23 protein-coding genes are annotated in these 26,818 nt (G+C 59.6%); 5 read left to right on the forward strand and 18 right to left on the reverse strand.

Annotated features, from left to right (window positions below; all coding sequences use genetic code 11):
* Window positions 1-60: 60 nt before the first annotated feature.
* Complete coding sequence (gene hrpA / locus HF679_RS07305) at window positions 61-3,963, reverse strand: ATP-dependent RNA helicase HrpA (protein WP_187042791.1); 3,903 nt, start codon at window positions 3,961-3,963, stop codon at window positions 61-63.
* A gap of 201 nt (window positions 3,964-4,164) precedes the next feature.
* On the opposite strand from hrpA, the gene azoR reads away from it, so the two are divergent.
* The 3 genes from azoR (at window position 4,165) to nadS (ending at window position 5,637) form a co-directional block, all read left to right on the forward strand.
* A complete protein-coding gene (azoR, locus tag HF679_RS07310) occupies window positions 4,165-4,770 on the forward strand; it encodes an FMN-dependent NADH-azoreductase (RefSeq protein WP_174508841.1) in 606 nt (201 codons plus the stop codon).
* A gap of 248 nt (window positions 4,771-5,018) precedes the next feature.
* Window positions 5,019-5,351 carry a type II toxin-antitoxin system RelE/ParE family toxin gene (locus HF679_RS07315; protein WP_123754122.1) on the forward strand — a complete coding sequence of 111 codons (333 nt, stop codon included), beginning with the start codon at window positions 5,019-5,021 and terminating at the stop codon, window positions 5,349-5,351.
* Between the two features lies 1 nt (window position 5,352).
* Complete coding sequence (gene nadS, locus HF679_RS07320; RefSeq protein ID WP_123754121.1) at window positions 5,353-5,637, forward strand: NadS family protein; 285 nt, start codon at window positions 5,353-5,355, stop codon at window positions 5,635-5,637.
* 99 nt (window positions 5,638-5,736) lie between these two features.
* On the opposite strand, the gene paaY is transcribed toward nadS, so the two are convergent.
* The 13 genes from paaY to paaA all read right to left on the reverse strand — a co-directional run bounded on the left by paaY (window position 5,737) and on the right by paaA (window position 17,025).
* On the reverse strand, window positions 5,737-6,333 hold the full coding sequence (gene paaY / locus HF679_RS07325) for a phenylacetic acid degradation protein PaaY (protein ID WP_123754120.1): 597 nt from the start codon (window positions 6,331-6,333) through the stop codon (window positions 5,737-5,739).
* A gap of 9 nt (window positions 6,334-6,342) precedes the next feature.
* Window positions 6,343-7,269, reverse strand: coding sequence for a phenylacetic acid degradation operon negative regulatory protein PaaX (gene paaX, locus HF679_RS07330; RefSeq protein ID WP_174508843.1), 927 nt, complete (start codon window positions 7,267-7,269; stop codon window positions 6,343-6,345).
* A gap of 217 nt (window positions 7,270-7,486) precedes the next feature.
* Window positions 7,487-8,803 (reverse strand): phenylacetate--CoA ligase PaaK, encoded by a 1,317-nt coding sequence (gene paaK, locus HF679_RS07335; protein WP_187042792.1) that lies wholly within the window; start codon window positions 8,801-8,803, stop codon window positions 7,487-7,489.
* A gap of 26 nt (window positions 8,804-8,829) precedes the next feature.
* Complete coding sequence (gene pcaF / locus HF679_RS07340) at window positions 8,830-10,035, reverse strand: 3-oxoadipyl-CoA thiolase (RefSeq protein WP_123754117.1); 1,206 nt, start codon at window positions 10,033-10,035, stop codon at window positions 8,830-8,832.
* The gene (gene paaI, locus HF679_RS07345) at window positions 10,035-10,457 is read right to left on the reverse strand and encodes a hydroxyphenylacetyl-CoA thioesterase PaaI (RefSeq protein ID WP_123754116.1); all 423 of its coding nucleotides are present in this window, start codon (window positions 10,455-10,457) and stop codon (window positions 10,035-10,037) included. The genes pcaF and paaI overlap by 1 nt, the downstream gene beginning before the upstream one ends.
* Window positions 10,447-11,886: a 3-hydroxyacyl-CoA dehydrogenase PaaH gene (paaH, locus tag HF679_RS07350; protein ID WP_187042793.1), complete on the reverse strand. Its 1,440-nt coding sequence runs from the start codon at window positions 11,884-11,886 to the stop codon at window positions 10,447-10,449. Before paaH ends, paaI begins: the two co-directional genes overlap by 11 nt.
* A 3-nt stretch (window positions 11,887-11,889) precedes the next feature.
* Complete coding sequence (gene paaG / locus HF679_RS07355) at window positions 11,890-12,678, reverse strand: 2-(1,2-epoxy-1,2-dihydrophenyl)acetyl-CoA isomerase PaaG (protein ID WP_123754114.1); 789 nt, start codon at window positions 12,676-12,678, stop codon at window positions 11,890-11,892.
* A 2-nt stretch (window positions 12,679-12,680) separates the two neighbouring features.
* Window positions 12,681-13,448 carry a 2,3-dehydroadipyl-CoA hydratase PaaF gene (paaF, locus tag HF679_RS07360; RefSeq protein WP_187042794.1) on the reverse strand — a complete coding sequence of 256 codons (768 nt, stop codon included), beginning with the start codon at window positions 13,446-13,448 and terminating at the stop codon, window positions 12,681-12,683.
* Window positions 13,445-14,515: a 1,2-phenylacetyl-CoA epoxidase subunit PaaE gene (gene paaE, locus HF679_RS07365; protein WP_123754112.1), complete on the reverse strand. Its 1,071-nt coding sequence runs from the start codon at window positions 14,513-14,515 to the stop codon at window positions 13,445-13,447. Before paaE ends, paaF begins: the two co-directional genes overlap by 4 nt.
* A gap of 7 nt (window positions 14,516-14,522) precedes the next feature.
* Window positions 14,523-15,020, reverse strand: coding sequence for a 1,2-phenylacetyl-CoA epoxidase subunit PaaD (paaD, locus tag HF679_RS07370; protein WP_123754111.1), 498 nt, complete (start codon window positions 15,018-15,020; stop codon window positions 14,523-14,525).
* 12 nt (window positions 15,021-15,032) lie between these two features.
* On the reverse strand, window positions 15,033-15,788 hold the full coding sequence (gene paaC / locus HF679_RS07375) for a 1,2-phenylacetyl-CoA epoxidase subunit PaaC (RefSeq protein ID WP_123754110.1): 756 nt from the start codon (window positions 15,786-15,788) through the stop codon (window positions 15,033-15,035).
* A gap of 7 nt (window positions 15,789-15,795) precedes the next feature.
* A complete protein-coding gene (gene paaB / locus HF679_RS07380; RefSeq protein WP_123754109.1) occupies window positions 15,796-16,083 on the reverse strand; it encodes a 1,2-phenylacetyl-CoA epoxidase subunit PaaB in 288 nt (95 codons plus the stop codon).
* A gap of 12 nt (window positions 16,084-16,095) precedes the next feature.
* The gene (paaA, locus tag HF679_RS07385) at window positions 16,096-17,025 is read right to left on the reverse strand and encodes a 1,2-phenylacetyl-CoA epoxidase subunit PaaA (protein ID WP_123754108.1); all 930 of its coding nucleotides are present in this window, start codon (window positions 17,023-17,025) and stop codon (window positions 16,096-16,098) included.
* 285 nt (window positions 17,026-17,310) lie between these two features.
* Here paaA and paaZ point away from each other — a divergent pair, with 285 nt between their 5' ends.
* Both paaZ and tynA read left to right on the forward strand, forming a co-directional pair.
* Window positions 17,311-19,356, forward strand: coding sequence for a phenylacetic acid degradation bifunctional protein PaaZ (paaZ, locus tag HF679_RS07390; protein ID WP_123754107.1), 2,046 nt, complete (start codon window positions 17,311-17,313; stop codon window positions 19,354-19,356).
* Between the two features lie 190 nt (window positions 19,357-19,546).
* The gene (tynA, locus tag HF679_RS07395; RefSeq protein WP_187042795.1) at window positions 19,547-21,805 is read left to right on the forward strand and encodes a primary-amine oxidase; all 2,259 of its coding nucleotides are present in this window, start codon (window positions 19,547-19,549) and stop codon (window positions 21,803-21,805) included.
* A gap of 120 nt (window positions 21,806-21,925) precedes the next feature.
* Here the strand turns inward: tynA and HF679_RS07400 are convergent, their stop codons facing one another.
* From HF679_RS07400 to HF679_RS07415, 4 genes are all read right to left on the reverse strand, one after another.
* Window positions 21,926-23,566, reverse strand: a complete 1,641-nt coding sequence (locus HF679_RS07400) for an esterase/lipase family protein (protein ID WP_123754105.1) — start codon at window positions 23,564-23,566, stop codon at window positions 21,926-21,928.
* Window positions 23,567-23,653: 87 nt separating this feature from the next.
* The gene (locus HF679_RS07405; protein ID WP_123754104.1) at window positions 23,654-24,433 is read right to left on the reverse strand and encodes a CHAP domain-containing protein; all 780 of its coding nucleotides are present in this window, start codon (window positions 24,431-24,433) and stop codon (window positions 23,654-23,656) included.
* A gap of 392 nt (window positions 24,434-24,825) precedes the next feature.
* The gene (locus HF679_RS07410; RefSeq protein WP_123754103.1) at window positions 24,826-25,764 is read right to left on the reverse strand and encodes a zinc-dependent alcohol dehydrogenase family protein; all 939 of its coding nucleotides are present in this window, start codon (window positions 25,762-25,764) and stop codon (window positions 24,826-24,828) included.
* An 84-nt stretch (window positions 25,765-25,848) separates the two neighbouring features.
* A complete protein-coding gene (locus tag HF679_RS07415; protein ID WP_123754102.1) occupies window positions 25,849-26,742 on the reverse strand; it encodes an oxidoreductase in 894 nt (297 codons plus the stop codon).
* Between the last annotated feature and the right edge of the window lie 76 nt (window positions 26,743-26,818).

Consider the following 26,818-nt stretch of genomic DNA (forward strand, 5'->3'; position numbering starts at 1 on the left):
GCACCCGTAGCCCGGTCAGCGCAGCGCCACCGGGGGAAGTGCGCAGGTTTCGGGCATCGCTTACGCGACAATCTGCTCCATCGCCTGCAGCACCCGCTTATCGGAAATCGGATACGGCGTACCGAGCTGCTGGGCGAAGAAGCTGACGCGCAGCTCCTCGATCATCCAGCGGATCTCCTGCACACCCTCATCGCCACGACGCCCCGGCGGCAGCTTATTCAGCCACTGCTGCCAGGCCTGCTGGACACTCTCCACTTTCAGCATCTGCGCCCGGTCGCGGTGCGGATCAATCGCCATTTTCTCCAGCCGTTTTTCAATAGCCTGGAGATAACGCAGGGTATCAGCGAGCCGGCGGAAACCGTTGCCGGTGACGAAGCCGCGATACACCAGCCCGCTCATCTGCGCTTTAACATCCGACAGCCCCAGCGCCATGCTCATATCCACGCGCCCTTTCAGGCGTTTATTGATGTTGAACACCGCGGTCAGGATCTGCTCGACCTGTTTGGCAATCTCCACCACCGTGTCGTTCAGCTCGGCGCGCACTTTGTCGTGCAGTTTCGCGAATTCTTCTTCGCTCCACACCGGGCCGCCCGCTTCGTCGATAAGCTTATCCACGCCGCAGGAGATACAGTCATCAATCAGATCCAACACTTTACCGTAAGGGTTAAAGTAGAGCCCCAGCTTGGCTTTGTTCGGCAGCTTCTCGTGCAGGTACTTGATCGGAGAAGGAATATTCAACAGCAGCAGTCGTCGCAGCCCCTGCCACATCGCCTGCTGCTGCTCCAGCGGATTATCAAACAGCTTGATCGCGACACTGTCACGTTCATCCACCAGCGCCGGCCAGGCCTTCACCTTATAGTTGCCGCGTTTCTGCTCATAGCTTTCCGGCAGTTGCCCGAAGCTCCAGATATGCAGCCCGCTCTGCTCGATACCGTCATCGGCAACCGCCGACAGCGTCTCCTGCACCTTGCCTTTCAGCGAGGCTTTTAACTCCGCCAGCGAACTGCCTTCGGCCAGCTTCTTATTCTTGTCGTCCACCACCCGGAAGGTGATTTTCAGGTGATCGGGCACCTGATCCCAGTGCCAGGCCTCGCGGTCGATGGTTACGCCGCTCATCCGCCGCAGCTCGCGCTCCAGCGAATCCAGCAACGGCAGCTCCAGCGGCGTCACGCGGCCTAAAAATGCCTCGGCGTAGTTCGGCGCCGGCACAAAGTTGCGGCGCACCGGCTTCGGCAGCGACTTAATCAGCGCGATGATCAGCTCCCGGCGCAGGCCCGGGATCTGCCACTCGAACCCGGCTTCTTCCACCTGGTTCAGCAGCGGCAGCGGAATATGCACCGTCACCCCATCGGCGTCGGCGCCCGGTTCAAACTGATAGCTCAACCGCAGCTTCAGGTTGCCCTGATGCCAGAAGTTCGGGTAGTCCAGCTTGCTGACCTGCTCCGCGCCCTCTTTGATCAACATACTCTTTTCAAAGTTGAGCAGGTCCGGAGTCTCGCGGCTGGCCTGTTTCCACCACTTATCGAAGTGGCGCGCCGAGATCACCTCATGGCTGATGCGCTGGTCGTAGAACTCAAACATCGTGTCGTCATCGACGAGAATGTCGCGGCGGCGCGATTTGTGCTCCAGCTCTTCGATTTCCGTGCGCAGCTTGAGGTTGTCGCGGAAGAAGGCATGCCGGGTCTGCCAGTCACCTTCCACCAGCGCGTGGCGGATGAACAGCTCGCGGCACAGCGCCGGGTCAATCTGGCTGTAGTTCACTTTACGGGCGGCGACGATTGGCAAGCCATAAACCGTCACTTTCTCCGTAGCCATGACCGCGCCCTGCGCCCGCTCCCAGTGCGGCTCACTGTAGGAACGTTTGATCAGATGCTGCGCCACCGGCTCGACCCATTCCGGGTCGATACGTGCGGCAATGCGTCCCCACAGACGGCTGGTTTCCACCAGCTCGGCGACCATCGTCCACTTCGGCGGTTTCTTGAATAAACCGGAACCCGGGAAGATCGAGAAACGTGCATTGCGCGCCCCGGTAAACTCCTGCTTGTCGGTATCTTTCATACCGATATGCGACAGCAGCCCGGTCAGCAGCGCGGTATGGATCTCGCGATACTCCGCCGGTTCACTGTTAATCGGCAGCCCGAGTTCTTTCACCACCTGACGCAGCTGGGTGTAGATGTCCTGCCACTCGCGTACCCGCAAATAGTTGAGGAAATCGGTGCGGCACTGGCGGCGGAACTGGTTCGAAGACAGCGCTTTTTGCTGCTCGCCGAGGTAGTTCCACAGGTTCACAAATGCCAGGAAGTCCGACTCTTTATCGTGGAAGCGGCGGTGTTTCTCGTCGGAAGCCTGCTGTTTGTCCATCGGACGTTCACGCGGGTCCTGAATCGACAGCGCCGAGGTGATAATCATCGCTTCGCGCACGCAACCCTGTTTTTGCGCTTCCAGCACCATTCTTGCCAGACGCGGATCCACCGGGAGCTGGCTCAGCTGGCGGCCCATCGGCGTCAGCTTGTAGGCGGTTTGCTGTTCATCGGTAGTGATGGCACCGAGTTCTTCCAGCAGCCGCACGCCGTCCTGAATATTGCGCTTGTCCGGCGCTTCGACAAACGGAAACGCGGCGATGTCGCCCAGCCCCAGGGCGGTCATCTGCAAAATGACCGACGCCAGGTTGGTGCGCAGAATTTCCGGGTCGGTGAATTCCGGCCGTGACAGGAAATCATCTTCGGAATAGAGACGAATACAGATCCCTTCCGACACGCGGCCGCAGCGGCCTTTACGCTGGTTGGCGGAGGCCTGAGACACCGGCTCAATCGGCAGGCGCTGGACTTTGGTACGGAAGCTGTAGCGGCTGATACGCGCGGTACCGGGGTCGATAACGTACTTGATGCCCGGCACGGTCAGCGAGGTTTCGGCGACGTTGGTCGCCAGCACGATGCGCCGCCCACTATGGGACTGGAAGACGCGGTTTTGCTCGCTGTTCGACAGCCGCGCATACAGCGGCAGCACTTCGGTATGACGCAGATTGAGCTTATTGAGCGCGTCGGCGGTGTCGCGAATTTCGCGCTCGCCGCTCATAAAGATCAGAATATCGCCCGGGCTTTCACGACCCAGCTCATCCACCGCGTCAAAAATCGCCTGCAGCTGGTCGCGGTCGGTATCGTCCGCCTCTTCGACAATCGGCCGGTAGCGCACTTCCACCGGATAGGTCCGCCCGGAGACTTCGATAATCGGCGCATTGTTAAAGTGGCGCGAGAAGCGTTCCGGGTCGATGGTCGCCGAGGTGATGATCACTTTCAGATCCGGGCGACGCGGCAGCAGCTCTCGCAGGTAGCCGAGCAGGAAGTCGATATTGAGGCTGCGTTCGTGCGCTTCATCGATAATGATGGTGTCGTACTGCATCAGCATCCGGTCCTGCTGGATTTCCGCCAGCAGAATACCGTCGGTCATCAGCTTCACCATCGTGTTGTCGCTGACGTGATCGCTAAAGCGGACTTTATAGCCGATGCAGCCGCCCGGCTCGCTTTGCAGCTCTTCGGCAATACGGTTGGCGACGGTACGCGCCGCCAGACGACGCGGCTGGGTATGGCCAATCAGCCCTTTTACCCCGCGCCCCAGCTCCATGCAGATTTTCGGCAACTGAGTGGTTTTACCGGAACCGGTCTCCCCGGCGACAATCACCACCTGATGGTCGCGAACCGCCTGCAGGATCTCCTGTTTTTTCTGGCTGACCGGCAGGTTTTCCGGGTAGGTAATCGCCGGACGCGACGCTTCGCGCAGCAGGACTCTCCCTGCGGCTTGTTCAATCTCTTGCGCCATCTCCTGAAGAATGGCCTGTTGGGATTCAGGATTTTTAACCTTTTTCACGCCGTGCAGGCGACGGGAGAAGCGTGATCTGTCACGCAGCATCAGGCCATCAAGCTGCTGGAATAGCTGAGAGAAGGTGAACTTTTGTTGTTCTGTCATAGCGTTATCGGGCAGTGCACTGCCGGGCAAAATCTCTTTTGATGTATTGCTGTATATTACCACATCTGTAATTCCCATGCCTTGTTCAAAAAAACTGAATACAGGGTTCGATTTATTGCGCTTTCTCTGTGGCATGATTGTGAATAAAGTGTCAGCAAGCACCAGGGCATTGACCCGTCAATCTCATATAAGGAAACACCCATGAGCAAAGTACTCGTTCTGAAATCCAGTATTCTGGCAGGCTACTCGCAATCCGGTCAGCTGTCCGACTATTTTGTTGAACAATGGCGTGAACAGCACGCTGATGACGTTATCACCGTGCGTGACCTGGCAGCGAACCCAATCCCGGTACTGGATGGCGAACTGGTTGGCGCGCTGCGTCCGAGCGACACCCCGCTGACCCCGCGTCAGCAGGAAGCGCTGACGCTGTCTGACGAGCTGATTGCTGAACTGCAGGCAAATGACGTGATCGTCATTGCCGCCCCGATGTACAACTTCAACATCCCGACGCAGCTGAAAAACTACTTTGACCTGGTGGCGCGCGCTGGCGTGACCTTCCGCTACACCGAAAAAGGGCCGGAAGGTCTGGTGACTGGTAAACGTGCAGTGGTTCTGACCAGCCGCGGCGGCATCCATAAAGATACCCCGACCGATCTGGTGACCCCGTATCTGTCTACCTTCCTCGGCTTCATCGGTATCACCGACGTGAACTTTGTCTTCGCAGAAGGCATCGCGTACGGTCCGGACGTGGCAGCGAAAGCCCAGTCCGACGCCAAAGCAGCAATCGACAGCGTCGTTGCCGCATAAGACTTCGCTCCCACCGCCCGGTGGGAGTTTTTTATCCCCTCTCACCATCAGTTTGCGCGTCGTCTTCTAAAATCAGCACCCAATCCAACACCTTTTTCTCCCTGCTTATACGCTAGCCTCTCTCGTCTGACCCCCGTGTTTCAGGAAGATATCAGACAGCTGGCAGCCAACGTTGCGATGGCTGAACATCAGGAACAGGTACTATGTACACATCGAGGTGTACATGGTACCTTAACAGGAGGTTACCCGTGTGCCATGCGATTGAATTTATCGAAACGCCACTGTTTACCCGACAGATAAAACAGCTTGCTACTGACGATGAGCTTCGAGCGCTGCAGAAAGAACTTATTGGTAATCCGGATGCCGGGGATATTATCCAGAATACAGGTGGTCTACGGAAAATCAGGATGGCGACAGGCTCTCAGGGGAAAAGTGGCAGCACGAGGGTTATTTATTTCCTCGCAACCGCTGAGATTATCTATCTGGTGTTGGCTTACCCGAAAAGCACCAAAGATGACCTGACCAATGCTGAAAAAGCACAGCTCAAAAAACTAGCAAAACGACTGAAAAATGAGGTGTGATATGAGTTTTTTTGATGAGCTTCAAACGTCTCTTAAAGAAGCCGTTGATATCAAAAATGGCGATACAGCCCCGGCCCGCGTGACTCGCTATGAGATTGCTGACGTGAAAGCCATTCGAGCGCAGCTCAATGTTTCGCAGGCGGAAATGGCAAAAGCGCTGGGAACCAGCGTGGATACTATCAAAAGCTGGGAATCCCGACGTCGTAACCCGACAGGCCTGGCGGCAAAAGTGCTGGCGGTTATTCAGGCTAACCCGGCATTCTTTCGCGAACTGGCGGAGCATTAAGCCCCAGCAGATGCAGATTGCCCGGTGAGGTGCAGAAATCCCGGCTGGCGCGTTGCTTAGCCGGGCTACAGGGCGATATGACGAGACGGGCTTAGTGCATTAACTCTGCGATTTTGGCCGCAGGTTATCGTCAAATTCCAGCCGCTTGCGGTCTGGCTCCGCCTGTTTTAACGGCTCCACCTGATGCATTGTCTGCTGGCAGCGTTCCACCAGCACCTGATACTCCCGGGTTCCCTGCTTTTTCCACGCGATTTCCTGCTCGCTCAGGGTACGAATGGCTTTGGCCGGGCTGCCGACTATCAGATGGTTCGCCGGCATTTCCGCGCGGGCTTTGACAAACGCCGACGCGCCGACAATGCTGTTTTCGCCGATCGTCGCCCCGTCGATAATCACCGCGCTCATACCGACCAGCGCGTTGCGGCCAATCACGCAGCCGTGAAGAATCGCCCCGTGACCGATATGCCCGTCCTCTTCGACGATCGTATCCTGACCGGGGAAGCCGTGCATCACGCAGTTATCCTGAATGTTGGCGCCATCTTTCACCACGATACGGCCAAAATCACCGCGCAGGCTGGCATTCGGACCGATGTAAACCCCTTTACCGAGGATCACATCGCCAATCAGAACCGCCGTGGGATGGACATAGCTCTCATCCGGTACGACAGGGGTCATACCGTCAATCTGATAAATCGGCATTGAGCCTCCTTAGGCGCCTGGCAAACCGCCAAAACGCTGAAAATAGAGCGGTCCCGGCGCGGGCAGTTCCCCCACCGAGCTTTCGCCTTTTTCGCCGACGAAGGTCAGCGCTCCCGGCGCGACCCGCTGATAAATATTGATACACAGCTGACGGGCGGTTTGCCCGGCCCAGTGGGCAGGCAGCAGCTCTTCCGGCAGCAGCGGATCTTTCAGCACCACCCGGCGATAGAAATGAATGAGCAACAGTTGGATCTGGAAACAGCGCGCCGGCGTCAGCTCTTCGGCATCGGCTTCACGCAGCAGCGGCAACAGCGGACGGAACAGCGCAATAAAGGTCTCATACATCGCGTTTTGTTCAGTTAAGTGCCAGCACTCTTCGACCCGGGCGCGCAGCGCCGCCTGGGAGAGCGCCAGCGGTGAATGGGCCTCAAAGCAGATCACATTCTCCGCCACGCCGGCTTCGTGCAACAGCGACTGTACATCGGCCATTTTTTGCGATGGTGACGCCAGCAGGCTCGGCGCCAGTGCGCCAAAACCTTGCCACAGCAGCTGTTTTTTAACTTCCGCCAGCTGGGTTTTCTCCAGCCCTTCCGACAGCAACAACAGCCAGGTGCCGTCCCATTCCGGGGCGCTGGCGCGATAAATTTTATGCTCCGCCCGGCGCGTCAGGCGCAGTCCTTTGTCGCTCAGCCGGTAGAAGCTACGGCGGCCGATGCGCACCACGTCCAGCCACTCCTCTTTGTTCAGGCGAAACAATGCGGTACGCACAAAGCGTTCGCCAAAACCCAGCCCCTCCAGCAACGTCGCCAGGCTTCCCAGCCACACTTCGCCCCCGCGTTGCAGCAGCGAATCCCCGTACAGCGAGGCAATCAGCGAGGTTCCGCTAATCGGCATCGCCGTCACCGCCTGTTGAATAAAGGTGTCGAGTTTACTCATCTGATTCATTCTGTTGTTGTTTTTGTCCTTTTCGAATCATAGCACAGGAAATCCCGGAGGCGGTGCTGCGCACCTGTCCGGGCTACCGACCTGCTGGCGGCTGTAAATATTCCACCTTCCCCGGAGGCGGTGCTGCGCACCTGTCCGGGCTACCGTGAATCCGTAGCCCGGTCAGCGAAGCGCCACCGGGAACAACGCGGCAAGCCGGGGTAAAACATTAACCGTTGGCGGCAACCTTACGCAGATCGAATACGCGGCAGGCTTTGCCTTCTGAGCGCGGAATGCTGCCGCAGTTGACGATGCTGATGTCGGTCGAGATCCCCACCATCGACTTAATACGATGACGCAGATGATGGCAGATCTGGCAGCGCTGCTCGTGGCTCAGCGATAAGCTGCTCTCTTTTAGCTCAACGCGCACCGAAAGCGAATCAAGATGACCACGACGATTGACCTCCAGCTGGTAATGCGGCGACAGATGCTCCACTTTGAGGATCTCTTCTTCCAGCTGCGACGGGAAGACGTTGACCCCGCGGATAATCAGCATATCGTCGCTGCGACCGCTGATGCGATCCATCCGGCGCATGGTGCGCGCGGTCCCCGGCAGCAGACGGGTCAGGTCGCGGGTGCGGTAGCGGATCACCGGCAGCGCCTCTTTGGTCAGAGTGGTAAACAGCAGCTCGCCGTGTTGCCCGTCCGCCAGCGGCGTGCCGTCGTCCGGGTTCACCACTTCCGGGAAGAAATGATCTTCCCAGATAGTCGGGCCATCGGCGGTTTCCAGACACTCCATCGCCACTCCCGGCCCCATCACTTCCGACAGGCCGTAGATATCCAGCGCGGAGATCCCCAGACGACGCTCGATCTCCGCCCGCATTGCCAGCGTCCACGGCTCGGCGCCGAACACGCCCACCCGCAGGGAGCAGCCGCTGGCGTCGCCGCCCATCTGGTGCTCGAGTTCTTCAATCAGATTGAGGCAGTAAGACGGCGTCACCATGATCATATCTGGCTTAAAATCACGGATCAGCTGGGCCTGTTTCTCTGTCTGGCCGCCGGACATCGGGATCACCGTCGCCCCCAGACGTTCCGCGCCGTAGTGCGCCCCGAGGCCGCCGGTGAACAGGCCGTAGCCGTAGGCAACATGAATTTTATCTTTTGCCGTCCCGCCTGCGGCACGCAGGGAACGGGCAACAATATTGGCCCAGGTGTCGATGTCATTTTGCGTGTAGCCCACCACCGTCGGTTTACCGGTGGTACCCGAGGAGGCGTGGATGCGCACAATCTGCTCCATCGGCACCGCAAAGGTATCAAACGGATAGTTATCGCGCAGATCCTGTTTGGTGGTGCACGGGAACTTGCTCAGGTCGCTCAGTTCATGAAAATCGTCGGGATGCACGCCCGCCGCATCAAATTTACGGCGGTACATTGGCACATTTTCATAGGCGTGTTTCAGCGTCCACTTCAGACGCTGGGTCTGCAGAGCCTGTAATTCGTCACGAGAAGCAGTTTCAATCGGATCTAATTTTGTAGTAGTTATCATTTTAGGGTACTCGCAGGTAAATTAGCTCACACTCGCTCGAGGATCATGGCAATGCCCTGACCCACGCCAATACACATCGTACACAGCGCATAGCGCCCGTTGCGACGCTGCAACTCCAGAGTGGCGCTCAGCGCCAGCCGCGCACCGCTCATGCCCAACGGATGGCCTAAGGCGATGGCGCCACCGTTGGGGTTAACATGCGGGGCATCATCCGCCACGCCCAGTTGCCTGAGCACGCCCAACGCCTGGGCCGCAAAAGCTTCATTCAGTTCGATGACGTCCATATCGTTGATGTTCAGACCCGCGCGCTCCAGCACTTTACGTACCGCAGGCACCGGCCCAAGACCCATGTACTTCGGCTCAACGCCTGCGGTCGCCATCGCCACAATGCGCGCCCGCGGGGTTAACCCCTGGGCCTCGGCCTGCTGCTGGCTGGCGATGATCAGCGCCGCCGCGCCGTCGTTCACCCCGGAGGCGTTACCGGCGGTCACCACCCCGCCTTTACGGAAAGGCGTCTTAAGCTGCGACAGTTGCTCCAGGGTGGTCTCCGCGCGCGGGTGCTCGTCGTCGCGCACCGCGCTCACCATTCCCTTCTTGCCGATAATCTGCACCGGGACGATCTCCTGCGCCAGGATCCCCGCCCGCTGCGCTTTCGCCGTCAGCTGCTGGCTGCGCAGGGCAAAGGCGTCCTGATCGGCCCGGCTTATATTTAACAATTCAGCTACATTCTCTGCTGTTTCCGGCATGCTGTCAGTGCCAAATTGTTGCTGCATGAGTGGGTTCACAAAACGCCAGCCAATGGTGGTATCAAACAGTTCAGCCTGACGCTGGAACGGCGTGCTGGCTTTGCCCATCACAAACGGCGCCCGCGACATCGACTCGACTCCGCCGGCGACCATCAGGTCGGCATCGCCGGCTTTGATGGCCCGTGCGGCAAAGCCAATCGCATCAAGGCCGGAGCCGCACAGCCGGTTGATGGTGGTCCCGGAGACCGACGTCGGGTATCCCGCCAGCAAGGTCGCCATATGCGCGACATTGCGGTTATCTTCCCCGGCCTGGTTAGCACAGCCGAAAATCACGTCATCGATGCACGACGGATCCAGCCCCGGGTTACGGCTCAGCAACTCACGCAGCGGGATGGCGGCTAAGTCGTCGGCGCGCACGCTGGCGAGCGCCCCGCCGTAGCGGCCAATCGGGGTACGAATCCCATCACAGATAAAGGCGTCACGCATCAGACTTCTCCCGTGATTGTGCCGCCGATGCGGTGCGATTTGCCGCGAAACAGGGCCACAATCTTTTGTTGTTGGTTAACGATTTCAATGTCGTAGACGCCGGTCAGTTTCCCCTGCTGCTTGACCCTTGCAGTAGCGACCAGACGGTCGCCGGCGAAGGCCGGGCGCAGGAAATCGATGCTGGCCGCTGACGCGACCGCCGCCAGCCCCTGGCTGTTGCAGGCGTAGGCGAAGGCGGTATCGGCCAGCGAGAACAGCTGCCCGCCGTGGCAGGTCTGATGCCCGTTGAGCATCGCTGGCGAGACGGTCATGCTCATCTGCGCGTAGCCGTCATCCATCTCTATAATCTCGATGCCAAGGGTTCTGGCACAGCTGTCGTGTTCGTACATCGCGCGCGCATTGCGCCAGGCCTCATTGCTCATGAGCACTCTCCAGCGCCTTCTGGCGCAGCAAGGAACAGGGGCGATAACGCTCTTCGCCATAATGCTGTTGCAGGTTCTCCAGCAGGCGTAGTACGCGCGGCCAGCCTAGTGTCTGACCCCACGCCAGCGGCCCATGCGGGTAGTTGACCCCGAGGCGCATTGCGGTATCGATATCTGCCGCACTGGCAACCCCTTTCTGTACCGCGTCCAGCGCTTCATTGACCAGCATGGCGACGGTGCGCCAGACCAGCAGGCCGGGATAGTCGGCAATCTGCAGCACGCTCTTGCCCTGCTGCTGGAAATAGCGCACCGCTTTGTCGGTAGCCGATGACGGGTTGGTGGCCGCCGCGGCCAGCACCACCGTCTCGCCGGCACAGTAGTCGTACACCACCACCGGGCAGCCATGCTGCACGCTCAGGGCCTGAGCGGTCGCACCGGTGGTTTCCACCAGCCGCAGGTCGTCAAGCTCAATTCGCACTTCACCAGTGACACCGTCACCTTTAGTGCGTATTGCCTGCGCCCCGGATGCGGCGGGTACGGCGGCCAGCGCCACGTCTGACTGGGGTTCAACGGGCCAGCGATAAACGCCCTGCCCGCTCTTTTTACCCAGCCGTCCGGCCAGCGCCAGCTCCTGCTGAAGCAGTGACGGCAGATAGCGCCGATCCTGCCAGAATGCGTTAAACACCGAGCAGGTCACGGCAAAGTTGACGTCCTGACCAATCAGGTCAGTCAGGGCCAGCGGCCCCATCGGAAAACCGCCGCCGTCGCGCAGCGCCGCGTCAATGACCGTGGCGCTCGCCACCTGCTCTTCCAGCGCCCGCCACGCCTCGGCGTAGAACGGACGCGCCACCCGGTTGACGATAAAGCCCGGCGTTGACCGGCAGCGTACCGGCTGTTTGCCCCAGGCGCTGACGCACTGGCACAGTTGTTCAACCACTTCCGGCGAGGTGGCCAGCCCGCTGACCACTTCCACTAGTTTCATCACCGGCGCCGGGTTAAAGAAATGCAGTCCGGCCACGCGCTCAGGATGTTTCACATCGGCGGCAATGGCGGTAATTGAGATCGACGAAGTGTTGCTGGTCAGCAGCGTCGACGGGGAGCAGATCTCCGCCAGCTGGCAGAACAGCGCTTTTTTGACGTCCGGGCGTTCCGACGCGGCTTCGATCACCAGCCAGGCGTCAGACAACGCCGTTAAGGACGTCACCGGTACAATCCGCGCGACCAACGCTTCGCCCTGATCCGCCGCCAGCTTGCCGCGTGCCACCCGGGATGCCAGGCGCTGGCGAATACCGTCAACGGCGCGGGTCAGCGCTTCGGCGGCGATATCGTAGAGCAGAACCTGATGCCCGGCGGCGGCGGCCACTTCCGCAATACCTGCCCCCATCGTGCCGCCGCCAATCACGGCGACGGTGTGCTGTGCGTTTCCCATAATTTATTTCCCGCTGAACTGTGGTGGACGTTTAGCGAGGAAGGCGCTAACCCCTTCGCGGTAATCGTCGCTGCGTCCCGCCAGGCGCTGATAATCGCGTTCAAGATCCAGCTGTGCATCAAGACCTTGCGTTTCCGATGCCAGCAGCGCTTTCTTGATAAGCCCGAGGCCAAAGGTGGGCTGCGTCGCCAGATGGCGCGCCAGCTGACGGCTGGTGTCCGCCAGTTCGGCGTCCTCCACCAGCTGCCAGATCATCCCCCATTGCTCGGCCTGTTCGGCGCTGAGCTTTTCGCCCAGCAGCGCCAGCCCCATTGCCCGTGCGCGCCCGGCCACCCGCGGCAGGAACCAGCTACCGCCGCAGTCGGGCACCAGCCCCAGTTTGCTGAAGGCCATCACAAAGTTGGCCGAGCGGGCGGCGAGCACCAGATCGCAACCCAGCGCCAGCGTCGCCCCGGCCCCGGCCGCAACCCCGTTCACGGCGGCAATCACCGGCTTCGGCAGCGCCGCCAGACGGCGCACCAGCGGGTTATAGAAACGCTCAACGGAGAGACCGAGATCCGGCGCCGGCCCGCTGGGGTCGACGTTGCGGTCATTGAGATCCTGACCGGCGCAAAAACCGCGTCCGGCGCCGGTAATCAACAGGCAGCGCACGGCGTCGTCGCGCTCGGCCTGAGTCAGACAGGCCGCCAGTTGCTGATGCATCAGGTCGTTAAAACTATTCAGACGATCCGGGCGGTTAAGGGTAATCGTCATCACACCCTGTTCAACTTCGCTGAGAATAAATGCGTCCACGATTAGCGTCCTTTAAATTCCGGGGTTCGTTTTTGTAAGAAGGCGGCGATCCCTTCGCGGCGGTCGTCAGTGGCGCTCAGCAGCGTAAACAGCTGGCGCTCCTGCTGAAGTCCGGCCTGAAGGCTCACTTCCTGAGCCTGACGCAGCGCCTGTTTGGCGGCACGCAGCGCCAGCGGCGCATGCTTCGCCATTGTCGCTGCCAGCGTCAGGGCGTATTCGTCGGTTAACAGCGCCGGCGTGATGTCGCTCACCAGACCGGCCTGCTGCGCCCGTTGGGCATCGATACTTTCGCCGCTCAGCACCATGCGGTTAGCCAGCGCTTTGCCGACGCTGCGGATCAGCCGCTGGGTGCCACCGGCTCCCGGCATCAGCCCGAGGGTGATTTCCGGCAGGCCGAAACGGGCGTTATCTCCCGCCACTACCACATCGCACAGCAGCGCCAGTTCGCAGCCCGCGCCGAGGGCATAGCCGTTAACGGCGGCAATCAGCGGTTTCGGGAAAGCGTCGATGCGCGCCCACAGACGAGGGCGAATATCGTCCAGCGTGGCGGGGAGATCTTTCTCCGCCATTTCGTTAAGATCGGCGCCCGCAGCAAAGAAACGCGTGTTGCCGCTGATTACGCAGGCGTTGATCTGCGGATCAACGGCCGCCGCGTCCAGCGCATCGGCAATCTGGGTAAGCAGCGCATTATTCAGGGCATTACGCGCCTGCGGACGGTTAAGGGTCAGGTGCAACACCTGCTTGTGGCGGGCTATCAGCAGATCGCTCATGCCATTCCCCTCGCGTCAAAATCGACCACCACATCGCCGCTGGTCGGCAGCGCCTGGCAGCTCAGGACATACCCGGCCGCCAGTTCGTCGGCTTCAAGGCTGTAGTTCGCCGCCATCGCCACTTCACCGCGCAGCACTTTGCATTTGCAGGTAGCGCAGACGCCGCCTTTGCAGGCGAAGGGTAAATCCGCCCCCTGGCGCAGCGCCGCATCGAGAATGCTGTCATCATCCGCCCCGAGGGAAATCAACCGGTCGCGGCCGTCCTGACGAATCGTCACCGTGCGGCCTTCGGCCTGCACGCCGGTAGCACGCTTAACGCTGCTCCCCGGCGTGTTAAAGCGTTCGAGGTGGATGTGGCCATCCGCCATTCCCAGCGCGCGCAGCGCGGCTTCCGCCTCGTCCATCATCACCGCCGGACCGCAGATAAACGCCTCGTCGAAGCGGCTGAAGTCGAGCAGTTTTGCCGAGAGCGCGTGCAGCTTGTCGCCGTCGATTCGCCCCTGCAGCAGGTCGCTGTCCATCGACTCCTGGCTGAACAGATGCACCACCTGCAGCCGCTGCGGATAACGGTCTTTCAGGTCCGCCAGCGCCTGGCGAAACATCATGCTGCTACTGCTGCGGTTGCCGTAGATCAGAGTGAAGCGGCTGTGCGCTTCGGTGGCGAGGGTAGCGGCAATAATCGCCATCATCGGCGTAATCCCGGAACCGGCGGCAATCGCCAGGTAGTCGGCTTCGCGCCCGGCCTGCGGCTGGTAGCCGAAGTGTCCCTGCGGCACCATCACCTCCAGCGCCATCCCCTGGCAGATATCGCGCTGCGCATACCGGGAGAATCGTCCGCCGTCGATGGCTTTGACCGCCACGCTGATTTCCGCCGGCGAGCGGCTGCGGCAGATGGAGTAGCAACGTCTGAGCTCTTCCCCGCCGAGGCGGGTTTTGACCGTCAGATGCTGGCCCGGTCGGAAGGCATACGCGGCCTGCAGCGCGTCGGGGATCGCGAAGGTAATGGTCACCGCATCGCGGGTTTCCGGCTCCACTTTCGCCACGGTAAGCGAATGAAACGTCGTCATGGCAACCTCAAATACATTTAAAGTAATCAAAGGGTTCACGGCAGCTGTCGCAGCGGTAGAGCGCTTTGCAGGCCGTTGAACCGAATTCACTGATCGGCGTGGTGTGGACGCTGCCGCAACGGGGGCAAACCACCTCGCCCGGCAGCCCGGCATGGCAGGCGTGTCCCTGCGGCGGGCTGATGCCGTACTGGCGCAGACGCTCGCGAGCGTCCTGATTCATCCAGTCGGTGGTCCACGGCGGATCCAGTTGCAGGACGATATGCACCGGGGTGTAGCCGTGGCGGGTCATCGCCGCGCGGATCTCCCCCAGCAGATGCTCGGTCGCCGGGCAGCCTGAGTAGGTCGGCGTAAAGCCGATAACCCAACCTTCCCCCTGCGGCGTGACGTTGCGCACCATGCCGAGATCGGTAATGGTCAGCACCGGTACTTCCGGGTCGGGGATCTCACTGAGCAACGCCCAAATCGCATGGACCTCGGCGGGAGCAATATCGGCAAGACGTTGCATAGTCACCTCCAGTTACCACTGCTGACCGGGATACGCGCGCTGCAGATACTGCATTTCTGCCAGCAGCGGCCCGAGATGTTCGCTGTGCAACCCCTGTTTGCCGCCGTGACGAAACGCGGCTTCCTGCGGGATCTGCAGCCCGGCTTCGAGCAGCGCGGTGTGGATCGTGCTTTGCCACTCTTCCTGCAGGTCGCGCGGGTCAACGGCAATGCCTTGTTCAACCAGCGCCAGCTCTAAGTCATCGGCATGGAACAGTTCGCCGGTAAAGCGCCACAGGTCATCCACCGCCTGCTGCATTTTCTGCGCCGATACCGCCGTGCCGTTGCCCAGACGCTCCAGCCAGCCGCGGCTAAAGCGCAGGTGATAGCGCACCTCTTTCAGCCCTTTGGCGGCAATGGCGGCCAGTTGCGCATCGCGGCTCGCCGTCAGACGGCTGAACAGCGCCACGTGCCAGGCATCGATAAAGCACTGGCGGGCAATGGTGTCGGCGAAGTTACCGTTGGGTTGCTCCACCAGCAGCAGATTGCGGTACTGCCGTTCATCGCGACCGAAGGCCAGGGTGTCTTCGTCACCGCTGCCCGCCAGCTCTGCCGCGTAGCTGAGGAAATTGCGGGACTGGCCAAGCAGGTCGAGGCCGATATTGGCCAGCGCCAGGTCGATTTCCAGCTCCGGCGCATGGCCGCACCAGGCGCCTAAGCGCTGGGCCAGCACCAGGCCGTTATCGCCGAGACGCAGGGCATAAGTTGCAACGGGATTCAGGTTATTCATCGTTGCCTCACATATGTTCCATGCCGTCCGGCACGTTGTAGAAAGTAGGATGGCGGTAGACTTTGCTCTCCGCCGGGTCAAAAAACTCGCCGCTCTCATCCGGCTGGGAGGCGATGATCTGGCTGGCTTTCACCACCCACAGCGAGCAGCCTTCGCTGCGACGGGTGTACACGTCGCGGGCGTTTTCCAGCGCCATCCGATCGTCGGCGGCATGCAGGCTACCCACGTGACGGTGGGATAACCCCTGTTTGCTGCGGACAAATACTTCATATAACGGCCAGTAAACGTTGCTCATCATGCTTCTCCTTTATGCCGCATCGCGGGAGTGTTGTTTTTGGGCATGCGCCAGCGCGGCTTCGCGCACCCATGCCCCCTCTTCCCAGGCTTTACGCTTGGCGGCCAGACGTTCGTGGTTGCAGATGCCGCGCCCGTTAATCACTTCATTGAGTTCCTGCCAGTTGATAGCGCCAAAGCGGTAGTGCCCGGTGGCCTCATCAAGCTGTAAATCGGCGTCCGGCACGGTCATGCCGAGGATCGCGACCTGCGGTACGGTGTTATCGACAAAGCGCTGACGCAGTTCGTCGTTGGAGTGCAGTTTGATTTTCCACGCCATGCTGCGGGCGCTGTTCGGCGAGTTATCGTCGCTCGGGCCAAACATCATCAGCGCCGGCCACCAGAAACGGTTGATGGCATCCTGCAGCATCTGGCGTTGCGCCTCGCTGCCCTCGGCCAACGCCATACAGGCTTCAAAACCCTGGCGCTGATGGAAGCTCTCTTCTTTGCAGATTTTGACCATCGCCCGGGCGTAGGGGCCGTAGGAGGTGCGGCACAGCGCTACCTGATTGACGATCGCCGCGCCGTCGACCAGCCAGCCGATCACCCCGATATCGGCCCAGCTCAGGGTCGGGTAGTTAAAGATCGAGGAGTACTTCATCTGGCCATCCAGCATTTTCTGATACAGATCTTCCCGGGCGCAGCCGAGGGTTTCCGCCGCGCTGTAGAGATACAGGCCATGCCCGGCCTCGTCCTGCACCTTGGCCAGTAGAATGGCCTTGCGGCGCAGCGTTGGCGCACGGGTAATCCAGTTGCCTTCTGGCAGCATGCCGACAATTTCAGAGTGCGCGTGCTGGCCAATCTGGCGGATCAGCGTTTTACGGTAGGCCTCCGGCATCCAGTCCTGCGGTTCGATGGCCGTATCCTGCGCGATGCGCTGGTCAAAGCGTTGTTCTTGTGTCACGTCATCACCTTTATGATTCCGATAAATTCAACAAATCATCATTTGTGAATCACTTTGTTTTATAAAAGTTACATGCAGGTTAAATAGAACCACAAATTTTGTTTGTTCTTTTTGTGATAGCTACCGCAAAATATTGCGTAAACTCGCCAGAACACAACGATATAGCGCCGCGCCGTCTCGCGCCCACGATCACAATGTTAATAAATTATTAAATATCAGCTTGCGTTTTATGATTCATAAAATAACTATTTATAGAGATTTCACGTAACACATTGGAGAGTCGCAATGCAGCAGTTAGCCAGCTTCTTATCCGGCACCTGGCAGACCGGCCGGGGCCGCGCCCGCACTATTCGCCACGCCATCAGCGGTGACGCGCTTTGGGAAGTCACCAGCGACGGGCTGGATATGGCGCAGGCGCGCCGGTTTGCCATCGACCACGGCGGCAAGGCGTTGCAGGCCATGACCTTTATCGAACGCAGCGCGATGCTGAAAGCGGTGGCGAAGCACCTGCTGGAAGAGAAAGCGTCCTTCTATGCGCTTTCGGCGCAGACCGGGGCGACCCGGGCCGATAGCTGGGTGGATATCGAGGGCGGGATTGGTACGCTGTTCACCTACGCCAGCCTCGGCAGCCGTGAGCTGCCGGACGATACACTGTGGCCGGAAGATGAACTGATCCCCTTGTCGAAACAGGGTGGCTTCGCGGCCCGTCACCTGCTGACGTCAAAATCCGGCGTCGCGGTGCACATCAACGCCTTTAACTTCCCGTGCTGGGGGATGCTGGAAAAACTGGCGCCCACCTGGCTTGCGGGTATGCCGGCGATCGTCAAACCGGGCACCGCCACGGCCCAGCTGACCCAGGCGATGGTCAAATCCATTGTCGACAGCGGGCTGGTACCGCCGGGCGCCATCAGCCTGATTTGCGGCGGCGCGGGGGATCTGCTCGAACAGCTTGATAGCCAGGACGTGGTGACCTTTACCGGTTCGGCACAGACCGGCCAGCAGCTGCGCGTTCACCCGAATCTGGTGGCAAAATCGATCCCCTTCACCATGGAGGCGGATTCACTAAACTGCTGCGTGCTCGGGGATGACATCACCCCGGAACAGCCGGAGTTTGCGCTGTTTATCCGCGAGGTCGTGCGCGAAATGACCACCAAAGCGGGACAGAAATGTACCGCTATCCGCCGGATTATCGTGCCGCAAGCTCAGGTGAAAGCCGTCAGCGAGGCGCTGATCGCCCGTCTGCAAAAAGTGGTGGTCGGCGATCCGGCGCAGGAAGGGGTCAAGATGGGCGCGCTGGTCAGCCACGACCAGCGACAGGACGTTCAGGATAAGGTCAACACCCTGGTTCAGGCCGGGTGCGAGGTGCTGCTTGGCGGTCAGGCCGATCTCAACGCCAGCGGCGCCTTTTTCCCACCGACCCTGCTGTATTGCCCGCAGCCGGATGAAACCCCGGCGGTGCACGCCGTCGAAGCGTTCGGCCCGGTGGCAACCCTGATGCCCTATCAGCATCGCGACCACGCGCTGGCGCTGGCCCGCGCCGGTGAAGGGAGTCTGGTCGGTACGCTGGTCACCGCCAGCGGTGAACTGGCGCGCGAATTTATTCTCGGGGCTGCCCGTTGTCACGGCCGTATCCAGGTTCTCGACCAGGTGTCGGCGGTGGAGTCCACCGGCCACGGCTCACCGCTTCCGCAACTGGTCCATGGCGGACCGGGCCGCGCCGGCGGCGGTGAAGAGCTGGGCGGACTGCGGGCGGTGAAACACTACATGCAGCGCACCGCGATCCAGGGCAGCCCGACGATGCTGGCGACCATCGGTCAACAGTGGGTGCGCGGCGCTCAGGTGAGCGAAGACCGGGTCCACCCGTTCCGCAAATATTTCGAAGAGATCCAGCCCGGCGATAGCCTGTTGACGCCGCGCCGGACCCTGACCGAAGCGGATATCGTCAACTTTGCCTGTCTGAGCGGGGATCACTTCTACGCCCACATGGATAAAATTGCCGCCGCCGAGTCGATCTTCGGCGAACGCGTTGTGCATGGTTATTTCCTGATCTCTGCCGCCGCCGGGCTGTTTGTTGATGCAGGCGTCGGGCCGGTCATCGCCAACTACGGCATGGAAAATCTGCGCTTTATCGAACCGGTCAAACCGGGCGATACCATCCAGGTTCGCCTGACTTGTAAACGCAAGACGGTGAAGCGTCAGCGCAATGCCGATGAGAAAGCGACCGGCGTCGTGGAGTGGGCAGTTGAGATTGCGAACCAGCATCAGCAGCCGGTAGCGCTCTACTCGATTCTGACGCTGGTAGCCCGTCAGCACGGGGATTTCCCGGCCTGAGACTCGCCGATACGGCCATGATCCACACCACCACAATGCCTCTGCGGAGGCATTTTTTATAACTGGCAAAACTGACAAACAACCTGGCATACGCAGGCAAACACCTGGTCATCGCGCACTGCTAGGTTAACGATACACAAGCCGACTTTCGCAGCGGCAAAGCACAACACAACAATTAGGTGAGGTCACAATGGCGATTCGTTCCCCCCGCAAAACGGCTCTGGCGCTGGCTGTTGCCCTGTTCTGCGCCTGGCAAAGCCCGGTTTTCGCCCATGGCGGTGAAGCGCATATGGTTCCGATGGATAAAACGCTGCAGGAATTTGGCGCCGATGTGCAGTGGGATGATTATGCCCAGATGTTTACCCTGATGAAGGACGGGGCCTACGTCAAAGTGAAGCCCGGCGCCAAAACCGCAATCGTCAACGGCAAAACGTTGAATCTGCAGGTGCCGGTGGTGATGAAAAATGGCAAGGCGTGGGTCTCCGAGACCTTTATCAACGATGTCTTCCAGTCCGGACTTGACCAGACCTTCCAGGTCGAGAAACGCCCGCACCCGCTCAACTCATTAACCGCGGCGGAAATCAGCGAAGCCGTCACCATCGTCAATGCGTCGCCAGAGTTCCGCCCCAATACCCGCTTCACCGAAATTTCGCTGCACGAGCCGGATAAGGCCGCAGTGTGGGCTTTTGCGCTGCAGGGCACCGCCGTGTCGGCCCCGCGCACCGCTGACGTCATCATGCTCGATGGCAAGCACGTTATCGAAAGCGTGGTCGACTTACAGAACAAAAAAATCCTCTCCTGGCAGCCAATTAAAGATGCCCACGGCATGGTGCTGATTGACGATTTCGTCAGCGTGCAGAACATCATTAACGCCAGCGATGAATTTGCCGCGGTCCTCAAAAAACACGGCATCACCGATACCAAAAAGGTGATCACCACCCCGCTGACCGTGGGCTACTTCGACGGCAAAGATGGCCTGAAGCAGGACTCGCGCCTGCTGAAAGTGGTGAGCTATCTGGATACCGGCGACGGCAACTACTGGGCGCACCCGATTGAAAACCTGGTGGCGGTGGTCGACCTTGAGCAGAAGAAGATCATCAAAATTGAAGAAGGCCCGGTGATCCCGGTGCCGATGGAAGCGCGCCCGTATGATGGCCGCGACCGCGTCGCCTCCGCGGTGAAACCGCTGGATATCACCGAGCCGGAAGGCAAAAACTACACCATTACCGGCGACACCATTCACTGGCAGAACTGGGATTTCCACCTGCGTCTGAACTCCCGCGTCGGGCCGATCCTCTCGACGGTCACCTACAACGACAACGGGAAGAAACGCCAGGTGATGTATGAAGGTTCGCTGGGCGGCATGATCGTGCCTTACGGTGACCCGGACGTGGGCTGGTACTTTAAGGCCTATCTCGACTCCGGCGATTACGGTATGGGCACCCTGACCTCGCCTATCGTGCGCGGCAAAGATGCGCCTGCGAACTCGGTGCTGCTGGATGAAACCATTGCCGATTACACCGGTAAACCCACCACGATCCCACACGCGATTGCAATTTTTGAACGCTATGCCGGGCCGGAGTACAAGCACCAGGAAATGGGGCAGCCGAACGTCAGCACCGAGCGCCGCGAACTGGTGGTCCGCTGGATCAGTACCGTAGGCAACTACGACTATATCTTTGACTGGGTATTCCACGAGAACGGCACCATCGGCATCGATGCCGGCGCCACCGGGATCGAAGCGGTGAAAGGCGTGATGGCGAAAACCATGCACGATCCGAGCGCCAAAGATGATACCCGCTACGGGACGCTGATCGACCATAACATCGTCGGCACCACCCACCAGCACATCTACAACTTCCGGCTGGATCTTGATGTCGATGGCGAAAACAACAGCCTGGTGGCTATGGACCCGGAAGTGAAACCCAACACCGCCGGTGGCCCGCGAACCAGCACCATGCAGGTGAATCAGTACACCATCGACAATGAGCAGAAGGCGGCGCAGAAGTTCGACCCAGGCACCATTCGCCTGCTGAGCAACACCACCAAAGAGAACCGGATGGGCAACCCGGTGTCGTATCAGATAATCCCGTATGCTGGCGGGACTCACCCGGCAGCAACCGGCGCCAAGTTCGCCCCGGATGAGTGGATCTATCACCGTCTGAGCTTTATGGATAAGCAGCTGTGGGTCACCCGCTATCATCAGGAAGAGCGTTATCCTGAAGGCAAGTATCCGAACCGTTCAGTCCATGACACCGGTCTCGGCGCCTATGCCAAGGATGACGAGTCGCTGACCAACCACGATGACGTCGTGTGGATCACTACCGGCACCACCCACGTGGCCCGCGCCGAAGAGTGGCCGATTATGCCGACCGAATGGGCGCACGCGTTGTTGAAACCGTGGAACTTCTTTGACGAAACGCCGACCCTCGGCGAGAAGAAAAAGTAGCCCACATTTCATACCGGCAACCCGGATAGCGGCGAAGCGCCCTGTCCGGGTTACGGTGTAGGATGATGATGTTGTGAGTGAGCGCCACCGAGGGTAATCCCTCGCGTGGCGCTCGCGTTTTTACGAGGCGTCGTTCCAGCTTTGCACCACAAAGCGCAACCGCCCCGAAATGCCCGGTACCGAAGGGCGTTTTTTGCCGTTGGCATCGAGCGTGACGCTGTCTACCGGGATGGTGACCTCACAGGCCTTGCCGGCCGTTTCCTTCGGTTGCAGAACGATATCGGCGCTGGAAAATCCGGCGTCCTGCCAGGCATATTTTATCTTCCAGGGCGTGTTATCGTTGGTCGGCGGGACAATCTCGAGGATCAGCGAATTGCGGAACAGATACCCTCCTTCATAGTGTTCGTTGAACCAGAATCGCTTCTCGATTTCATAATCCGGCATTTTGACCCCGAGCGTCAGACTGTAGGCCAGCGAGCGCCGGTTTTTATTGACACGCGCGCTCTTCGACAAGAACACGCTGGAGAGATACTGCGACGCACGTTGTTGCTCAAACCACTCTTTTTGCGTCAGACAGGCAACGGAGTCCTCTTCCGAGACGCGACGGGTTAGCGACCACGGCTTGCCGCGAGGCGAGGCGATCGCCTCTATCTGATAGATGGCGTCAATTTTCGACGCATTGCCCCCCGCCGCTTTGATTGCCGCCTCCGGCAGGCGGATGTCATCAATATCCAGCCAGATATCCACCCGCACATCGCCAAACAGAAAGCGAGCCAGGTTCTGGAAGGCCTCTTCGCTGTTCACAATACCAAAATAGCCAGAGTGTGAGCGGTAGGTGAAGGCTTTCGCACAGGGGGCGCCAGGAGAGCCATCGGCATTCAGGCCGGTTAACGTGGCATTCTCGATTTTGACCAGACCATCGCTGCCGTTGCCGACAAAGGTTCGCGATAGCGCGGCGGCGGCATCGTAATCAAGGCGGTTGGTGCCGACCATGGTGAAAATCCGCGAGGACGGCAGACAGGATTCCGGTATCACATCGACCCGGTTATAGCGTTGGTAGGCCTGTTGCAGGTTAAGGTAATCCGCCATCCGCTCGCGGTTAAAATTGGTGACGCTGCTTTGCCACGGCAGGTCCGGAACGTTGAGCCCCGCGAACTCAATCCCGTTATGGGGCGTCGCATAGGTGAAAAATTTATCCACACTGGCCGCCATCCTGCCCGGATCGAGCCGCGGATTTTGCAGCAACGCCCGGCATACCAGACCGCCCATCGAGTGCGCCACCAGATAGCAGCGAAAATCACCCGCCACCTTCACGCCGCTGTTGGGATTCGCCAGCAGTAACGTCCGCACCTTGACCAGCAGTTTCGATAGCCCGATGGCCGCGTCCTCGATTGACGGCGTCTTACCGGACCCGAGCAGTGTCGAGGCGTCATCATAATAGCGATAGACGATCACCGATTTATCATCCAGTACATTGCCGGTGGGTTTCCCCTCCGGATCGGTCTCCCAGCCCTCATCCATGATATCCAGCCCCTGCTCGAACACATCGCTGTAGCCAAACTCCGTGGCCAGACGAATGACCGGGGATTCGAAATAAAACTTCCTGGGGCGATCTTTCTGGCTCGCCGACGCACGCAGCATCGTTGATCCAAGATTAAAACCATTAAACGGATCTGCTGTAGTCTCATTAACGTCGCGTTGCGTCATCGCATAACCACGAACGTAAATAATAGGGAAAAAAGGCACTTTATTATTAGCCATTTTTATTTTCCTGAGATTTATTATGCTTACACCCAATGAATTTCACGATGCAGCCAACACCCTGCACGTTGAAAAATAACGGGGATATTATGGGTGACGAGACACGCCATACAGCCCTTTATATTTATCATTGGTTGCAGATGCGACTAACACTGACCACGAATAATGAAAGATATTCACTTTCGAGGGATAAGCGCCGCGGTTACCTTCGATAGTCCACAAAATACCGTCAGCGTAGCGTTGAACAATGCCGACATGGCCCTGCCAGGCGCTCTCCTTCGGTTTTTTCGGGTCAACTCTCAGCCAGCAGATAATATCGCCCGGTTGCGGTGGGTTACTTAATGACGGGGTATAGGCATAGCCCAATGATTTCATTTCATTATGCAGCGCCTGAGCGGAGGTTTGATAACCAAATACCGCCGGTGATGCCTGGTTAAAACAGTAGCTGACAAAAGCGGCACACCAGCTTTGCCCCTGTGAACCGTGCCCGGAAAAGTACTTCTTAATATCCGGCCCGTGGTTGTCGGAGCCCTGCTCGCCGTGACCAAGTTCACCCTGCGCTATCTTGAGCGCCGCCTGGCCTGCGGGACTGCCGCCTTCGACGTTCACCAACGCAGGCGCCGCCGGCACCGGCACAACCGTCTGCTTGCCCAATGCCACATCCAGCGCCCAGCGAGTATGCGGGCCGACTTTACCATCGACCACCAGCGGTTGGCCTGAGGCATCGAGGTTGGCTACCTGAAAGGCTTCTACCGACTTTTTAACCACCTGGTCAAATTTATTACCTGGCTCCAGGCCAAAAAATAATCTCCGTAAATCATTTATTAGCTGCGCGACTGCGCTGCCTTCATCACCGAGTTTAAGCATATCGTCCCCGTCATATTCACGTTAGTTAATAAAGAAATGATTCGCATGATAAATGTAATGTTAAACGCCACAGGCTATTACAGATAAAAAATAACGTCACCTCCCGAGAGCCAGGCATGTTAGCTCGCTATTTTAAACGCGAAATAGTTCTCTTATAAAAAATCATCATAAAAGAAGGATCATATTAGACCTCGATCAATTACATGATAAATATCAGACTTAGCGTCTGGTGGAAAATAGCGATAGAGAATAACCACCATCAATATGGCGCAGGGCCAGTTTGGTCACGGACAGGCGCTTATTTAGCGTAGTTATCTCGTGCAAGAGATCAAGTGACGGACCGACCGCTTTTTTAACCGCCCCCGGATTGCGGCGCAAGCGCCTGATCCGGGCTACAGGGTGGTGAAGTCGAGAAGGTATTTACCGTGGCTGCTGGCGCGGATGGCCTCCTGCCAGCGGTGCAGCGGCACCACCTCCACCGGCGGCAACGTTGTCGTCGGCAGCAGACGCCAGATCCCTGCAAACGCCGCCTGCCATTGCGCGTCAGACAGGGTCGCCAGCGCCTCGCGCAGATGGAATTTGTGCACCCGCGGAAGCAGTCGGGTCTGGGTCAGCGCCTGCCCGGATAACAGCCCGTAGGAGATCAGTCCGGCGCGGTCCGGCAGCACCGATAGCAGCGTGTTCGCCAGCGCCCCGCCCACCGCATCAAATAGCCAATCGGCATTCTGCCCGACCTGCTCCAACATCAGTCGGTCCGCTTCCAGCAGCGGGTAGACCCCCAGCTGCTCCAGCCGGGAAATATGCTGCGGCGAACGGATAACACCACTCACCGATCGCGCCCCTTTATGCAACGCCCACTGCGCCAGCAGGCTGGCACAACTGGACCCCGCCGCGGTCAGCACGATATTGCACCCGGCTACCGGCCAGCGGTTGAGCATCAGCAGCGCGGTTAACGGGTTGATATAGGCGCGGGCGGCCAGCAGATCGTCGATGGCGTCAGGCACCGGCACCAGCCAGCGTTCGGGGATATCCAGATAACGCTGCCAGGTGCCATCGCCACGCAGGGGCAGCACCCGCTGTCCGGGGGCAACTCTGGCACCGGGCGGCGCCTCCACCACGACTCCAACCCCTTCGTAACCCGCCGTCGCCGGCAGCCGGGTACGGTGGCTGTAGGCCCCGGTGATAGGGATCAGATCCGAAGGATTGACCGGCGCATAGCGCATCGCAACCCGCACCTTTCCCGCCGCCAGCGGCAGCATGGGAGTAGTACGCAGCCGAAGCGCCGCGGCCGGCGCCCCGTAAGTGTCATAGCAAAGCGCGTGGTTCAGCATAGCGGGGAGTTACCACCTTCCGGCAAAACAGAGGCGCAATCATAGCAGGATTCGGCGGGACGTTTCCCGCCAAAGACGGGACCATCAGCCCGGACCATCGCTGGCGGCAGCCAGCAGCGGGACGATCAGATCGCTCATCGGCGTCGGAATGCCGTGGCGGCGGCCTCGCCGCGGTATCACGGCGTTGCGGATCTCCCACTCCAGCGGATGCCCGGCTTCACGGTCAATCAGAATCGAGGTGCTGAGGTCAGGGGGCGCACGGTGGAAGCCGTCGAGGATCTCCTGCGGGACACTGTCGCTCAGCGACGCGCCCTCGGCGCGGGCGACGGTCAGGCATTCACGCAAATAGGCCAGGGCAACATCACTGATATCGGCGCGGGAGAACATACCGGCCCGCCGCCCCGTCAGCACCATCAGCCCGGCGACGGCATTTTGCAGCAGCTTACGCCATGCCACGGAGGTAAAATCGGCGGCCAGATCCACCGCACAGCGGGTTCCCCGCAGCGCGTGTTGTACCCGTTGGGCTTGCGGCACATCCGGTAGCGTCAGGCGTGGCGCAGCCCGTAGCCACACCGAGGTTTCCGATTCGCGCAGCGCCGGAAACCACACCACCGAGGGCAACACCGGGGAAGCGGCAACCCACGGGGCAAACTGCTCCTGCTGTTCTACGCCGTTTTGCAGGACGCACACCACCGTATTGTTATCGCATAATACGGCCAGCCAGGGCGCAATCGCGCGGATCTGGGTGGTCTTCACCGCCACAAAAACCACATCGACCGGCCGGGGTATCGTCGCCGGATCGCTCAGCAGCGGTCCGGGCACGGTAATCTGGCCGCCGTCAAAGCGTAGCGACAGTTGCGGATGGGGCGTGCGGGCGCAGATCAGCGGCGTACGCCCGGCTTCATGCAGCGCCGCCGCGATAGTGGTACCAATGGCGCCGGGCCCAATCAGGGCAACGGTTGGCTCTTGCGATCTCATTTCTGCCTCCTGAGGATTTCTCCGCCCGATGGCGGGCAGCAATCAACAGTAGCGAGAAAGGATAGCGTTGAGCAAG

This window comes from Enterobacter sp. JUb54 (assembly GCF_014298075.1).
GTDB classification, from domain to species: Bacteria; Pseudomonadota; Gammaproteobacteria; order Enterobacterales; family Enterobacteriaceae; genus Klebsiella; species Klebsiella lignicola.